Source organism: Collimonas sp. OK307 (assembly GCF_900113705.1).
Lineage (GTDB): Bacteria > Pseudomonadota > Gammaproteobacteria > Burkholderiales > Burkholderiaceae_D > Collimonas.
Genome location: NZ_FOQI01000013.1, coordinates 39,004 through 53,710, shown reverse-complemented (window position 1 = coordinate 53,710; position 14,707 = coordinate 39,004). Strand labels below are relative to the sequence as shown.

Sequence of the window (14,707 nt, the reverse complement as noted above, 5' to 3'; positions counted from 1 at the left end):
GATTGCCGGGCCGATGGCCTATTTGAGGGTAATTGCGCAGGGATAATTTATAATCATGTCTTTGCGCCCAAATCCGATGAATCCGCTGCCACCCAGTTTTTCCGATCAGACACTACGCCAAGTGCGGCGGGCGTGGCGAAAATACGGGATTTTGTGGCTTGGAGCGGTACTGGTCGGTTTGATTGCGGTGCTCTATGCCTGGCTGATGGATGTCGGTTTCGGCATGTTCCGTTCGATGCAGCAGTCGCACTTCTGGCTGCCCCTGTTCATTACGCCGGCGATCGGCGCCTTGTGTGTGTGGGCTACGCGGCGTTATTTTCCCGGTTCTGAAGGTAGCGGTATTCCGCAAGTGATCGCAACGCTGGAAGAAGACACCAGCAAGCGTGGCGAGTCGCTGCTGTCGTTGAAAATATTGGCAGGCAAGATCGGCATTTCCTTTGTCGGCATTCTCGGTGGCTTCAGCATCGGGCGCGAAGGCCCTACGGTGCAGGTCGGCGCGGCCTTGATGTTCAACCTGCGGCGTTTATATCCACGCGCCAGTGCGGCATTGGAGCGACGCCTGATTCTGGCGGGCGCGGCGGCCGGTTTGTCGGCCGCGTTCAACACGCCGCTGGCGGGCATCGTGTTTGCGATTGAAGAACTGACGCGCAGCTTCGAGCATCGGGCCAGCGGCGTCGTGATTACCGTGATTATTTTTGCCGGTGCGGTGGCATTGGGTTTGAACGGTAACTATACCTATTTCGGCACCATACAGATCGACAGCGCGCTGACTGACATGCTGGCGTTGGCGGTACTGGTTACAGGTATCCTGACGGGTGTTGCCGGCGGCATATTTTGCTGGTTGTTATTGAATACCAAACGCTGGATCCCGGCCCGGGTCCAGCATTTGCGCAACACCCGTCCGATCGCCTTCGGTGCGCTGTGCGGTTTGCTGGTGGCGGTGATCGGCGTGATCGCCGGCGGCGCCACTTTCGGCAGCGGTTATGTCGAAGCCAAGGGCGTGCTGGAAGGGCAGCAGCATTTGTCGGTGTTTTACCCGTTCTTGAAAATGGCGTCGATGGTGTCGTCGTACCTGCCAGGCATTCCCGGCGGGATTTTTGCACCATCGCTGTCGATCGGCGCCGGTTTCGGCAATTTGCTGCACCAGGTATTCAGTCACACCTCGTTGCCGATGCTGATCGCACTGGCGATGGTGGGTTACCTGGCCGCAGTCACGCAATCGCCGATTACCGCGTTCGTGATCGTGATGGAAATGATCAACGGCCATGCGCTGGTCATTTCGTTGATGGCGACGGCCTTGATTGCCAGCCGGATATCACGGTTTTTTGCACCGCCATTATACGACGCGCTGTCGGAGCGTTATCGGGTAGCAGCCAGTGCGGCGCTTACGAATTTAGAAAAAACAGAAGTAAAGAAATTGGAAAACGAGTCAGAAAAATGATTAATACAGATATGGTGGCTTACTACGCCAAACGCGCTTCGACCTACGAAGAGATTTACCAGCGCCCGGAGCGCCAGGATGAGTTGCTGACGCTGCAGGTACGCGTGCAGGAATTGATGGAAGGTCACGACGTTCTGGAGCTTGCCTGCGGTACCGGATTCTGGACCGAGCAGATCGCCGCTTCGGCAAAGTCGGTGTACGCAACCGACATCAATCCGGAAATGATTGCACTGGCAACCGCCAAGAAACTGCCGGCGGACAAAGCGACCTTTGCGCTGGCAGATATCAGCACCTTCCAGCCGGACCGGCCGTTCACCGCCTGTTTCCTGGGATTCTGGTGGTCGCACGTAGCGCGTCAGGAGCAGGTGCGTTTCATCGCCCAATTGCGTGAAAAGCTGGGCAAGGATATTTTGCTGGTGATGATCGACAACGGCTATGTTGAAGAACAAAGCACACCGATTGCGCGTACCGATGCAGAGGGCAATACCTACCAGTTCCGCACCTTGCCCAACGGCGAGCGCTACGAAGTCATGAAGAATTTCCCGACAGACAGCGGCCTGCGCAAGAAACTGGCGCCCATCACGCGCGAGCTGCGCATCTTGCGGCTTGAGTATTACTGGTTGCTAAGCTGCCGCATCAAATAAGACAGGCGCAGGGTGGGCACTTGTGCCCACCCTGCGCGCAGCGCTAATTCTTTGTATTGGCCGAGGGCGAATCCGGTGCCGCTTCTGGCGGCACGGTGGTTGCGGAAGCCGGTGCTGCAGTCAATGGAAAATTTGCCCATTCGGTGGAAAAATGCACCGTCGGATCGCCATCCACTTTTTTCTTGATGCGCAGGTTGAAGCCGCGCATGACCTCGCTCTGGGTTTGCGGCTTGGTGCGGATGCCGGCCAGCAGCGCCACGCCGTTCAGGTCGAAACCGTTGACCCCATATATCTCGATAGGTTGTAGCAGCAGCCGCCGCAGCCGGCGGTCTTCCAGCATCTCGGCGCCGGTTTCGCGCATCAGGCGCAGGGCCTGGTCGACGTCTGAATCGTGGGTGATGTTCAGCTTGAGCGATGCATAGGTGTATTCGCGCGAATCGTTCTTGATCGCCGTGATTTGCGAAAACGGCACGCTGTGTACCGAGCCATTGCTATCGCGCAAACGCACGGTACGGATGGTCAGGTTTTCCACCGTGCCGGCGTGGCCGTTACCGACGTCGACCCAGTCGCCGACTGACATCGAATCTTCCATGATGATGAAGACGCCGGTAATCAAATCCTTCACCAGCGATTGCGAGCCGAAACCGAATGCCAGGCCGACCACACCGGCCGAGGCCAGCAAGGGCGTGACATTGATGCCGAGGTTGGCGAGCGTAGTGATGACGGTGATAGTCAGGATCAGCAGCATCAAGGCGTTGCGCAGCAAGGGCAGGATGGTGCGCATGCGCGTGCTCGGATTCTTGCGCGCGTAACGACTGTTGCGGCTCGGGTTGATCGCTTCTTGAATGAATGTATCGAGCATGATCCAGACCAGCCAGGCAACTACCAGCGTAAGACCGATCTTGCCGAGGGCGGAGACGATCATCTGGCCGATCAGGGTGGCATTGGCAAAATCCATCAGCGAGTGTTCCCAGATCCTGGTCAGCAGTTCGAAAAAGCCGATCCACAGCGCCAGTTGCAGCAGACTGAAGCCGACGTTGCTGAGACGCAGGATGTAAGGAGATTGACGACGGACTACCACTGAAGCCGTCTTGCGGCTGCGTATGCGCTGCAGCAGCGCGCTGATAAAGAACATGGCGACCAGCAGTGCCGCGCTGCCCAGTGCGTGGTTGAGCGCCGAATTGTTGCTTGATAAGTCAAGGATGGTGGCAACGCTGACGCTGATGCTCAACAGCAGTATCGGCACGTACCAGAAGGCCGCGACCACTTCCAGGGTTTCCATCCGCGCCGGATGGGCGCGGCGCACCGCTAGCGGCCGGTTGCGGATGATGTGCTCCACCGGACGCCTGTAGCGCAAGGCGAACCAGCCGCCTAGCAGCGCTGCAACCAGGCTCGACAAGGTCGCCACCACGCTGGACAAATGCACCCCGATGATGTGGTTCACCTGCGGATTGTCCAGTGCATCGCCGAGCCAGCCGGCGCAGCCGATTGCATATAGCAGACTCCAGGCGCGCTGGTAAATGATATGCACGGCGACCATGCGGTGGCCGCCATGCGACAGCGAAAAAATGATCGCGCATATCGCCTGGAACACGCGTGCGCCAATCAGGGTGTACAGCAGCACGGTAGCAAGCGTCCGTCCAAGCGACGGTCCCTGCGAAGACTCCAGGCTGACTACTACCGAGATTTCCACCACCAGCGCCAGCAGCATCGGCGCTATATGGCGCAGGATATACAGTAGCAATTCCTTGATGCTGGGGTCCGGCGGCAGTTTTGTATCGACCTTGAAGTGCTGGTGAGTCCGCTTGCCGATGTATTGTATGGTGAGCGCAACTACGCCAAACAAGGCTAGCATTTCGAGGAAATTGGCTAGCACTTGCAGGCCGGTTTCGGAGTCCTGGCGCTCAAGTATGGTCGACAGGTCTTGCCAGGCCAGGGAAAATTGCTGGGTCCAGTATTTACCCGGCGTGACTACCTGATGCAAATGGCTCTGGAAAACGTCGAGGCTATTGGAAATCAGCCCGATGAAACCCTTTTGTGACGGTGATGTTTTGCTGTTTTGCTGTTCTGCCTGGATCAGGGTGGCTACAAGGCTACCGGTGGCTGGATTGCTTTGTAATACCTTGGACAGGGAATCCAGTGCAGATGGTGCTGGTGCCGCGGCCGGTGGTGTGCTGGCGCTATTACCAGCGCTATTACCAGCGCTATTACCAGCGCTATTGCTAGCGTTGCTGCCGGCGGCTGCTGCCGCATAAGCGGTGCCGGCGAGCAGCAGGCTAAACAGCAAGCCAGTTAGCAAGCGCGTTATGAGCTGAAAAAAGCTGGTCTTCATGTCGGCTAGGCAAAAGTCATAAAGTGACAATCTTACCGTACCGCCGCCATATGGCTCACAAGATAGGGTTTGACTTGCACATATCAAAAAAACATGTGCAAGCTTGTCGATGCACCGCAACCGACGGCTATGCGCTTACACGGCAGGCAAATCATCCTCGATATAGGCACGGACGATGTCATCGAAATCGGCATCGCCGACGAAACCCAGCGTCTCCGCGCGGCTGGCGTCCCAGGCACCCGGCCAGCTTGAGATGATGCGGTCGATCACCGGATCGTGAACCCATCCAACCCGTGCCGCCACCAGCTGGCCGGCGACCCGCTCCAGCGCCGCAACCATTTCGGCAACGGTGACAGAGATCCCAGGCAGGTTGATCGTGCGGCTCTTGCCCAATGCCTCGGCCGACAACGTATAACCATGGATCAGGCTGGCGATCACCTTGCGTGGCGACAGCAGCCACAAACGCGTATCCGGCGCTACCGGGCAAATGGCAGGCTGGCCGTTGAGCGGTTCGCGGATGATGCCGCTGGCGAAAGACGAGGCAGCCTGGTTGGGTTTGCCGGGACGCACGCTGATGGTCGGTAAACGCAATACGCGGCCGTCGACAAAACCTTTGCGGCTGAAGTCGTTGAGCAGTAATTCGGCAATCGCTTTTTGCGTGCCGTAGGAAGATTGCGGATTGAGTGCAGTGTTGTCTTGCACCACGGCTGGCAATACACCGCCAAATACCGCCACCGAGCTGGTGAAGATAACGCGCGGCACATGGCCGCAGGCGCGGCAGCGTTCCAGCAACAAGCGCGAAGCATCGAGGTTGATACGCATTCCGAGATCGAAATCCGCTTCGGCCTGGCCGCTGACAATTGCCGCCAGGTGAAAGATGGCAGCCGTTTGCGACGTGATCACGCGTTCCAGCAAAGCGCTGTCGGTGATGTCGCCGGTAACTTGTTCAATCCGCGCGTCGTCGAAACCGGTGGCGGCGACTACGTCGACCAGGATGATCTTGCTGATGGTTTGCAGTTGGCCGCTGCGGTCCGGCAAGCTGCCTTGCTTGAGCAGGCTGCGCGCCAGGCGCTGGCCTAAGAATCCGGCGCCGCCGGTGATGACTACTTGCATGATAGTTCCTTATTGAATGTGGGTTACGGCCACAGTTATAGCCACTGCTGGAGCCAGCCCAGACCTTCTGAAGTGGCGCCGCGCGGCCGGTATTCGCAGCCGATCCAGCCTTGATAACCGAGCGCATCGATCAGTTCGAACAGATACGGATAATTGATTTCGCCGATGTCCGGTTCATGCCGCTCGGGCACGCCGGCAATCTGGATATGACCGATGCCGGCTTGCGGCCGCACCATGTCGCGCTTGAGTTTGACTGCCAGGTCCCCTTCGACGATCTGACAGTGATACAGGTCGAACTGGACTTGCAGGTTGCGGGCGCCGACCTCGGCGCAGATTGCCTGCGCATCGTCCTGGCGATTCAGGAAGAAGCCGGGGATGTCGCGTGTATTGATCGGTTCAATCACAATCGTGACGCCATGCGCGGCTGCTTCAGCGGCGGCATAGGCCAGGTTTTCCAGATACACGGCGCGATGGCGGGCGCGATCCTGCTGCGGCTGGATCAATCCGGCCATCACATGCAATTTGTTATTGCCGAGTACCTGCGCATATTCCAGGCCGGTGGCTACGCTGCGTTTGAATTCATCTTCACGTCCCGGCAAAGAAGCAATGCCGCGTTCGCCGGCGGCCCAGTCGCCCGGCGGGGCGTTGAACAGCGCCTGCGTCAAGCCGTTGTCCTGCAATCTTTTCTGCAGATCGGCGGCTGCATACTCATACGGAAACAGAAATTCCACGCCCTTGAAACCGTCCTTGGCCGCAGCCGAAAAACGGTCGAGGAAAGCATGCTCGTTGTACATCATGGTCAGATTGGCGGCAAAGCGTGGCATTTCAACACTCCAGAAAATAATGCGCAGGGTGGGCAACACGTGCCCATCCTACGATGAACAGCAATCTTAACGATTGACCATCTTGGGCGGCGTTTTTAAAATCGCAATCGCGCCTATCACCAGCATCCCAGCCAGCATGAACATGCCGGTCTGGTTGTTATGCGTAGTATCTTTCAGCCAGCCGACCATGAACGGGCTGACGAAACCGGCCAGGTTGCCGACCGAGTTGATCACCGCGATACCGGCGGCTGCGCCAGTACCAGACAAGAAGGCAGTCGGCAGCGACCAGAACAATGGCGAGCAGGTCAATACGCCCATCGCTGCGAGCGACAGGAAGGCAATTGCAATCACGGTATTGTCAGCAGCAAGAGCGGATACCACGAAACCTACAGCGCCCAGCAAGGCCGGCACGATCAGATGCCAGCGCCGCTCACGCATGCGGTCGGAGCGTCGGCCGATCAGGATCATGGCGAACACCGCGCACAGGAAAGGAATCGCACTGATCAGGCCGATCTTCAGATCGCCGACCACGCCAGATGCCTTGACCAGCGTCGGCAACCAGAACGTCAGGCCGTATTGGCCCATGACGATGCAAAAGTAGATCAGGCACATATGCCAGATACGGATATCCTTGAATACGGCTGCGGTGGTTTTCGGGCTGTGCATGTCTTTCTGGTCGGCGCGGATTTCGGCTTCCAGGAAATCTTTCTCGGTTTCAGTCAGCCACTTTGCCTTGCGAATGTTGTTGTCCATCACAAAAAATACCGCGATGCCGACCAGGACCGCCGGAATCGCTTCGATCATGAACATCCATTGCCAGCCGTGCCAGCCGCTGGAGCCGTGGAAGTCTTGCATGATCCAGCCCGACAAAGGATTGCCGAAAATACCGGCGATCGGGATCGCTGCCATGAAAGTAGCAACCACCTTGGCCCGCCGATGCGAAGGAAACCAGTAGGTCAGGTAGAGAATGATGCCGGGATAAAAGCCGGCTTCAGCCAGGCCCAGCAAGAAGCGCAGGACATAGAATTGAGTCGGTGTCTGGACCCAGGCAAAGCAAGCCGACAGGATGCCCCAGGTAATCATGATGCGGGCGATCCACAGCTTGGCGCCGACCTTGTTCATGAGCAGGTTGCTAGGCAACTCAAACAGGAAATAGCCGAGGAAGAATATGCCGGCGCCGAGGCCGAAAACGGTTTCGCTGAAGCCCAGGTCTTGCGACATCTGCAGCTTGGCAAAGCCGACGTTGACGCGGTCCAGGTAAGCCACCACGTAACACAGCATGATGAATGGCACAAAGCGCCAGAATACTTTCTTGTACAGATTTTCGGCTTGTTCAGCCGGCAGGCTAGCATTAGCCCGCGCGCCTTTTTTTTCGATTATTGCAGACATCTTATCTCCACCAGTTTAATGTTTAAATCCGGATGTTTCTATTTATTGAAACTTACCAGCGCGCTCCAAATACCCGATACAACTCATCCAGAGCCTCCGCACTCAGCGGCTCCGGTTTATTTCCCGACATCAGCCACAAACGTGCCGTTTCTTCCAGCTCTTCCAGAGCGAATGCCGCTTGCGAAATACTTTCATGCCACACCACCGGCCCCAACCGTTCCAGCAATACGCCACGCACGGTGGTTGCCAGCAATTTGACTTGCTCCGCTACCTGCGGAGCACCGGGGCGGCAGTAAGGGATCAGCGGAATGCGGCCGACCTTCATCACCTGATACGGCGTGATCGGCGGCAGCACAGCACTGTCACGCCAGACGCCGGCTAGCGTGAGCGCGACCAGATTAGTCGAATGGGTATGCACCACGGCCTGCATCAGCGGATTGTTGTCGTAGACTGCGCGATGCAAGGTCAGCGTCTTCGACGGCTTGCCGCCGCTGATCCACTGGCCGTTCAGGTCGACCTTGGCGATCTGCGCCGGCGCGAGTCGGCCGAGGCAGGCGTCGGTCGGTGTGATCAGCCAGCCATCATCCAGGCGGGCGCTGATGTTTCCCGCCGCACCGACCGTGTAATTACGTTGATACAGGCTGGCGCCGATCTCGCAGATTTCTTCCCGCAGCGCCTGTTCCTTGAGCGTGGTTGTGCTGGTCATAGGCGAGTCTCCCCAAGTTTCTGCAACGCTTTTTCAAAGAAATCGACACTGCCGAAATTGCCCGATTTCAGCGCCAATGCCAATGGCATAGCGCCGATCGACGCTGTCGTCGGCACACCCGGATCGATTTGGGCGCCGATGCGCAAGGCATGCACACCCAGCGCCTTGACCACGGCGCCGGAAGTTTCGCCACCGGCAATCACAAAGCGCCGCACGCCGCTGGCCAGCAAGGCCGCCGCGATGTCGGCTAGCGCCTGCTCGATCAGCAAACCGGCGCGCTCGACGCCGAGCTTGGCTTGCACCTGCTTCACTTGTTCCGGCGTGGTGGTGGCGTAGATCAATGCGGGCTGCTGATTCAGATGCTGTTTGGCGAAAGCCAATGCTAGCGCTACCACCGGTTCGCCAGCGGCTAGCGCCAGCGGATCGATGCGGAACGCCGGGCGATTGGCTTCAATCCATGCGCTTACCTGCGCATTGGTGGCTTTTGACGCGCTGCCGGCAAGGACTACCGACAAGCCGTCGACCGTTGGCAGCTCGCTGGCTTTTGCGCCTTGCTGCGGATTGAGCAAACCTGCGCGCACGAAATTGCCGGGCAGGCCAAGCGCAATGCCGGAGCCACCGGTGACCAGCGGCAAGTCGGCGCAGGCAGCGCCGATGGCGTACAGGTCCTGGTTTTCCAGGGCGTCGACAATCGCCATCCGCACGCCTTGCTGGCGTAGCACATCAAATCCTGCGCGAATCTGGTCGGCGCCTTGGGACACAGTCGGGTAACCGATCAATCCAACTTTGGAATCGGTTTGCTGTTGCAACACGCGCACCAGGTTCGGGTCTGTCATTGGTGTCAATGGATGGTTTTGCATCCCCGATTCATTGAGCAACTGGTCTTGGATAAACAGATGGCCGCGGTACAGGGTGCGTCCGGTTTCCGGGAACACCGGGCAGGCGATCGTGAAATCGCTGCCCAGAGCCTGCAGCAGCGCATCGGCAACCGGGCCGATATTGCCTTGCGCGGTAGAGTCGAAAGTAGAACAGTATTTGAAAAAGAACTGACGGCAACCTTGTTGCTGCAGCCAGCTTAGTGCCGTCAGAGAATCAGCGACGGCTTCTGCGGCCGGAACCGTGCGCGACTTTAGCGCTACCACGATGGCGTCCACTTCTTGCGGCGCGCTGTTTGGCACGCCAATGGTTTGCACCGTACGCATGCCTTCACGCACCAGCATGTTGGCAAGGTCGGTAGCGCCGGTAAAGTCATCGGCGATGCAGCCGAGCAGGGGACGCGTTGTGGTGTTCTGTTGTGCTGACATGGGTTACTCCTGCGCCGTCGGTAATGTGATTCCGGGGAAAATCTTGATCACCGCGGAATCGTCCTCGCCGCCATGGCCGGCAGTGGACGCCATCATGAACATCTGGTGCGCAGCAGCTGACAGCGGAAGTGGAAATTTGCTGGCACGTGCGGTATCCAGCACCAGGCCCAAATCCTTGACGAAAATATCGACTGCCGACAGCGGTGTGTAATCAGCTTTCAGGATATGCGGCACACGATTCTCAAACATCCATGAATTACCGGCGCTGTTGGTGATTACTTCGTACAGCGAATCGGCATCCACGCCTTCGCGCAAGCCCAACGCCATCGCTTCCGCCGCGGCAGCGATATGCACGCCGGCCAGCAACTGGTTGATGATTTTTACCTTGGAACCGATGCCGTGCGCTTCGCCCAACCGGTAGACCTTGCCGGCGATCGCCGCCAGCACTGCTTCACCCTTGGCGTACGCTGCGGCCGGGCCGGAAGTCATCATGGTCATTTCGCCGGACGCCGCGCGCGCCGCGCCGCCCGACAGCGGTGCATCGAGAAACAGCAGCTGTTGTGCCGCCAGGCGCTCACCAAGCTTGACAGCATATTCCGGCGCCACGGTAGCGCTGGCGATCACCAGGCTGCCGGGACGCATGGCAGGCGCAGCGCCTTGTTCGCCGAACAGCACCTGTTCGGTTTGTACGGCGTTGACGACCACAGTAATCACCACTTCACATTGCGCGCCGAGTTCGGCCGGGGTGTTGCAAGCGATGCCGCCTTCGCTGGCAAACTGTTGCAAAACTTCCGGGCGAACATCGCATGCATGCGTGCGCAAGCCGGCCCGCAGTAAAGAACGGGCAACGCCCAAGCCCATGGCGCCAAGGCCGATTACACCTACTTTGATAGTCATTGTTTGATCCTGATTAGCTAATTTTTGCGGTGCTCTTGGTTTTCTGCGAAGTTTTTTGCGAAGTTTTGGCGACGACAGCGCCTTGCGACAAACGCCGCGCCGCATTGAACATATGGTTTTGTGCCGCATTACGCGCGGCGAGAGCGTCGCCGGCGGCGATGGCAGCGGCGATAGCAGCGTGTTCTTCATAAACCTGACGCATAAAATCGTCGCGCCTGGCTTCGTTGCTGCGGGTGACGGCGGTGGCGGCTTCCAGGTACTGGCTCAGGAAAGCCAAGGTTTGCAGCAGGAATGGATTGCCGGTGGCTTCGGCGATGCTGCGATGGAACATGACATCGGCCAGCACGCCGTCGCCGCCAGCATCGACATCGGCGGCGATGCCTTTCAGTGCGCTTTCGATGGCTTTCAGCTGACGCGGAGTGCGGCGGGTAGCTGCCAGCGCCGCCACTTCAGCGTCGATGGCGCGCCGCAGTTCGACAATCTGCAATACGGCATCGGCCGACGAAGCCTGGTCGAACTGGATCCGCAACGGTCGCAAATGACCTTGCTGGCTGACGTAGACGCCGCTGCCCTGGCGTGGTTCGACCGCGCCTTCATTCTTCAAACGGGAAATTGCTTCACGCACCACGGTGCGGCTGACGCCGAATTGCTCGGATAAGGCGGGTTCTGTGGGCAGTTTTGCACCTGGGCCGAATTCGCCGGTTTCTATCTTTTTCAGCAATTCCTGGGCGACGGTATCGCTCAAGGAAGTCCGATTGGCATTCAGTTTATTGAACATTTTGTCTCTTCCAGTGCTTTCTTATTAGGCCTACTTAACGGCATATTTTTATCATAATGTGACCATATCATCATATGAATTATTGGAAAAATCAAGATTTGTTTCAAAGGCAGCCCGGTTTTCCGCGAGTTATCTTGCTGTAATGCAAAAAATGCAGTTCTTGCTCTGGGTCAATGAACGGCTCGGCCTTGATGGTTAAAATCGCATGAGCGATGTAACCTCGGAGCCGCGTTGCCGCTTGCTGTTTGTCACAATCCAGTAGAATCCTGTCCTTGTGGAAATCTCCCCATGTCATACCAACAGGATTGATATTCGATGCACAAAATTACACGCTGTTATCTGTTCCCGGTCACCGTTGCTCTCTCCATGTGCGGCGGCCCGGCCCTGGCGCAAATCCGGATAGGCGTAGATATCGCGGTAACCGGGCCGGCGGCAGCGATTGGCGCGTCGACAAAAAATGCCATCCTGCTATGGCCGAAAGAGATCGCCGGGCAGAAGGTCGAGTACATCATCCTGGACGACGCTTCCGATCCGACCAACGCGGTGCGCAATGCGCGCAAGCTGATCAATGAAGAAAAAGTCGACCTGATTGTGGGGCCGAATACAACACCTGCCGCACTGGCGCTGCTGGACGTGGTGTCCGAGGCAGAAACGCCGTTGCTGGCGCTGGCGGCATCGGCCTCTATCGTCGAACCGCAAGATGCCAGGCGCGCCTGGGTCTTCAAGTTGCCGCAAAACGATTCGCATATGGCGACCATCCTGACCCAGCACATGGCTGACAATGGCATCAAGACGGTAGCGTTCATCGGCTTTGCGGATGCTTACGGGGATAGCTGGTGGCGCGAATTTTCACGATTGGCTGAACTCAGGAAAATCAAGGTCGTCGCCAGCGAACGCTACAACCGCAACGACACCAGCGTCACCGGGCAGGTGCTCAAGATCATGTCGGCGCAACCGGATGCGGTACTGATCGCCGCTTCTGCGACGCCGGCGGTATTGCCGCAAAAAACCTTGGCCGAGCGCGGCTACAAGGGCCGCATTTATCAGACCCACGGCATCGCCACGGCGGATTTCCTGAAAGTTGGCGGCAAGGACGTCGAGGGTACTTTCTTCCCGACCGGGCCGGCGGTGGTGGCTAAACAATTGCCGTTATCGAATCTAGTCAGGAAAACCGCGCTGGCATTCACCAGCCGCTATGAATCCGCCTATGGCGTTGACACCGTGACCCAGTTTGCCGCGGATGCCTGGGGCGCTTACATGCTGATCGCCAATGCGGTGCCGCAAGCGCTCAAGTCAGCCCAGCCTGGCAGCAAGCAATTCCGCATAGCGCTGCGGAGTGCACTGGAAAACACGCATGACCTGACCATCCCGCAAGGAGTGGTCAACATGAATCCTAAAGATCACGTCGGTCTGGACCAGCGTTCACGCGTGATGGGCAGGATCGTGAATAATAAATTTACCTATGCTTACGGCGGCTGACAGGCCGCGGGCAATAATAAAATCGAAAGTAAAGAAGATGAATTTGCTCCGGTTGTGGTTGCGCGGTTTTATCCCCGGACCGGTAATGGTCAACGCCACCGAACGCATGCGTGCCTGCTGCGGCGCCTTGTTAGGGATTTTTTTGACAGGGCTGGTGAGCCACTGGGCGCTTGGTTCGAGTGCGCCGTTGCCGTTGCTGATTGCGCCGATGGGTGCTTCTGCCGTGTTGTTGTTCGGCGTACCGGCCAGCCCGCTCGCACAGCCGTGGTCGATCATCGGCGGCAACCTGGTGGCGGCCGTGATTGGCGTCAGCTGCGCGCGCTGGATTCCGGATCCTGTGTTTGCGCCGGCGATTGCGGTTTCCGCTGCTATCGGCGCCATGTTCGCCTTGCGTTGCCTGCATCCGCCTAGCGGAGCAGTGGCGCTGACCGCCGTGCTGGGTGGCCCGGCGGTGACCAGCCAGGGTTTTCATTTCGTGCTGACGCCGGTGTTGTTGAATTCCTTTTTGCTGCTGGCGGTAGCGCTGTTGTTCAATAACGCTACCCGCCGCCGCTATCCGCATGTCGCGCATGCCGATCTCGGCAAATTGCATCAGACCAAAGACCAGCCCAGCGGCAGGCGCATCGGTTTTACGCAGGAAGACCTGGATTATGTATTGCACCAATACAATCAGGTGCTCGATGTCAGCCGGGATGACCTGGAAGACCTGATCCTGCAAACGGAGTTGCACGCCTACCAACGCCGTTTCGGGGCGATTACCTGTGCGGACATCATGTCGCGCGATGTCGTCAGCGTTGAATACGGTACTTCGCTGGAAGATGCATGGGCGTTGCTATTGAAGCATCGCATCAAAGCGCTGCCGGTGATTAATTCGGCGCGGCGCCTGATCGGCATCATCACCCAGACCGATTTCATGCGTCAGGTGAATTTGCAGGTGTACACCGGTTTTGACCATAAACTCAAACAGTTCATCCGACGCACCACCAATACCCATTCCGACAAGCCGGAAGTAGTCGGTCAGATCATGACCGCCACGGTGCAGAGCGCGCTGGAAGATGCGCATATCGTGGAACTGGTGCAGCCTTTGTCCGATTCCGGTATCCACCACATCCCGATTGTCGATGATCAGCGGCGCCTGGTCGGCATGGTGACGCAGTCCGACATGGTGGCCGCTTTGTACCGCGGGAATGCGAATTTAACCACAGTGTAAGGCCTAGGGCCTGTTAGCAGCTAATTTGGGAGATGCGTTCAAACCAAAACGTGTGGTGGCAAGCCATGCAACGCGGCCAGCGCACGTTTTGGTTTGAACCCTCCGGGAACGGCTGCAGGCGTTACATGCCGTTGTTGCAACTCCTTGCCGTAGTACCGCTACGGCGCGTCGCTGCGCCTAGGCACGCAACGCCTGCCGCGCGTTCGCACTCCCAAATTAGCTGCTAACAGGCCCTAAACGCATGCGGCAATTGCTGCAAACCGGCGTGGGCCGTACAATGGCGGGGTTTTGGTGCACGCGGACATGTCCATGTCCGCAGTTAAACGGGAAACACGGCGCCAGGCGACTCTACAAGAGTGCCGGCCAACGTGTGCTGCCCCCGCAACGGTAAAACAAGCGTCGCCGGTTGAATTCATACTTTGATTTTGGCATGGCGACAGGGCGTATCTTCTACCACTGTGTTTCAGCTTTTGTTTGAGCTTGACATGGGAAGGTCATACGCTCCGACTTGTTAGCCCGGATACCGGCCAGATCAGGGGGAGTAAGGAATAAGCACACCGTGTTTGTTCGCTACTACTGTTGTAACCGGG

12 protein-coding genes and 1 riboswitch are annotated in these 14,707 nt (G+C 57.9%); of the genes, 4 read left to right on the top strand and 8 right to left on the bottom strand.

Annotated elements, in window-relative coordinates:
- Window positions 1–55 precede the first annotated feature (55 nt).
- Entirely contained in the window at window positions 56–1,441 is a 1,386-nt protein-coding gene (locus tag BM205_RS16760) for a chloride channel protein (protein ID WP_254783928.1), read from the top strand.
- Window positions 1,438–2,085, top strand: coding sequence for a class I SAM-dependent methyltransferase (locus tag BM205_RS16755; protein ID WP_092416011.1), 648 nt, complete (start codon window positions 1,438–1,440; stop codon window positions 2,083–2,085). The genes BM205_RS16760 and BM205_RS16755 overlap by 4 nt, the downstream gene beginning before the upstream one ends.
- A 43-nt stretch (window positions 2,086–2,128) precedes the next feature.
- On the opposite strand, the gene BM205_RS16750 is transcribed toward BM205_RS16755, so the two are convergent.
- The 8 genes from BM205_RS16750 to BM205_RS16715 form a co-directional block, all read right to left on the bottom strand.
- On the bottom strand, window positions 2,129–4,417 hold the full coding sequence (locus BM205_RS16750) for a mechanosensitive ion channel family protein (RefSeq protein WP_092416010.1): 2,289 nt from the start codon (window positions 4,415–4,417) through the stop codon (window positions 2,129–2,131).
- A 135-nt stretch (window positions 4,418–4,552) separates the two neighbouring features.
- Window positions 4,553–5,530, bottom strand: a complete 978-nt coding sequence (denD, locus tag BM205_RS16745) for a D-erythronate dehydrogenase (RefSeq protein ID WP_092416009.1) — start codon at window positions 5,528–5,530, stop codon at window positions 4,553–4,555.
- A gap of 35 nt (window positions 5,531–5,565) precedes the next feature.
- A complete protein-coding gene (otnI, locus tag BM205_RS16740; protein WP_092416008.1) occupies window positions 5,566–6,354 on the bottom strand; it encodes a 2-oxo-tetronate isomerase in 789 nt (262 codons plus the stop codon).
- 66 nt (window positions 6,355–6,420) lie between these two features.
- A complete protein-coding gene (locus tag BM205_RS16735) occupies window positions 6,421–7,743 on the bottom strand; it encodes an MFS transporter (RefSeq protein ID WP_254783927.1) in 1,323 nt (440 codons plus the stop codon).
- Window positions 7,744–7,795: 52 nt separating this feature from the next.
- A complete protein-coding gene (locus BM205_RS16730) occupies window positions 7,796–8,449 on the bottom strand; it encodes a 3-oxo-tetronate 4-phosphate decarboxylase (protein ID WP_092416007.1) in 654 nt (217 codons plus the stop codon).
- Window positions 8,446–9,753: a 3-oxo-tetronate kinase gene (gene otnK / locus BM205_RS16725; RefSeq protein ID WP_092416006.1), complete on the bottom strand. Its 1,308-nt coding sequence runs from the start codon at window positions 9,751–9,753 to the stop codon at window positions 8,446–8,448. The genes BM205_RS16730 and otnK overlap by 4 nt, the downstream gene beginning before the upstream one ends.
- A gap of 3 nt (window positions 9,754–9,756) precedes the next feature.
- A complete protein-coding gene (ltnD, locus tag BM205_RS16720) occupies window positions 9,757–10,650 on the bottom strand; it encodes an L-threonate dehydrogenase (protein WP_092416005.1) in 894 nt (297 codons plus the stop codon).
- A 13-nt stretch (window positions 10,651–10,663) separates the two neighbouring features.
- Window positions 10,664–11,428 (bottom strand): FadR/GntR family transcriptional regulator, encoded by a 765-nt coding sequence (locus BM205_RS16715; RefSeq protein WP_254783926.1) that lies wholly within the window; start codon window positions 11,426–11,428, stop codon window positions 10,664–10,666.
- A gap of 366 nt (window positions 11,429–11,794) precedes the next feature.
- Between BM205_RS16715 and BM205_RS16705 the strand changes: the two genes are divergently transcribed.
- Window positions 11,795–12,907 (top strand): ABC transporter substrate-binding protein, encoded by a 1,113-nt coding sequence (locus tag BM205_RS16705; protein WP_254783933.1) that lies wholly within the window; start codon window positions 11,795–11,797, stop codon window positions 12,905–12,907.
- 37 nt (window positions 12,908–12,944) lie between these two features.
- Window positions 12,945–14,117 (top strand): HPP family protein, encoded by a 1,173-nt coding sequence (locus BM205_RS16700; protein ID WP_092416002.1) that lies wholly within the window; start codon window positions 12,945–12,947, stop codon window positions 14,115–14,117.
- A gap of 272 nt (window positions 14,118–14,389) precedes the next feature.
- A riboswitch (cobalamin riboswitch) is annotated at window positions 14,390–14,664 on the top strand.
- Window positions 14,665–14,707: the final 43 nt, after the last annotated feature.

Excerpts from the sequence above, each read along its gene's own strand:
- BM205_RS16730 (WP_092416007.1), bottom strand. The coding sequence starts at position 8,449 with ATGACCAGCACAACCACGCTCAAGGAACAGGCGCTGCGGGAAGAAATC.
- BM205_RS16760 (WP_254783928.1), top strand. The coding sequence starts at position 56 with ATGTCTTTGCGCCCAAATCCGATGAATCCGCTGCCACCCAGTTTTTCC.
- BM205_RS16705 (WP_254783933.1), top strand. The coding sequence starts at position 11,795 with ATGTGCGGCGGCCCGGCCCTGGCGCAAATCCGGATAGGCGTAGATATC.
- BM205_RS16750 (WP_092416010.1), bottom strand. The coding sequence starts at position 4,417 with ATGAAGACCAGCTTTTTTCAGCTCATAACGCGCTTGCTAACTGGCTTG.
- ltnD (WP_092416005.1), bottom strand. The coding sequence starts at position 10,650 with ATGACTATCAAAGTAGGTGTAATCGGCCTTGGCGCCATGGGCTTGGGC.
- BM205_RS16755 (WP_092416011.1), top strand. The coding sequence starts at position 1,438 with ATGATTAATACAGATATGGTGGCTTACTACGCCAAACGCGCTTCGACC.
- BM205_RS16735 (WP_254783927.1), bottom strand. The coding sequence starts at position 7,743 with ATGTCTGCAATAATCGAAAAAAAAGGCGCGCGGGCTAATGCTAGCCTG.
- BM205_RS16715 (WP_254783926.1), bottom strand. The coding sequence starts at position 11,428 with ATGTTCAATAAACTGAATGCCAATCGGACTTCCTTGAGCGATACCGTC.
- denD (WP_092416009.1), bottom strand. The coding sequence starts at position 5,530 with ATGCAAGTAGTCATCACCGGCGGCGCCGGATTCTTAGGCCAGCGCCTG.
- otnI (WP_092416008.1), bottom strand. The coding sequence starts at position 6,354 with ATGCCACGCTTTGCCGCCAATCTGACCATGATGTACAACGAGCATGCT.
- BM205_RS16700 (WP_092416002.1), top strand. The coding sequence starts at position 12,945 with ATGAATTTGCTCCGGTTGTGGTTGCGCGGTTTTATCCCCGGACCGGTA.
- otnK (WP_092416006.1), bottom strand. The coding sequence starts at position 9,753 with ATGTCAGCACAACAGAACACCACAACGCGTCCCCTGCTCGGCTGCATC.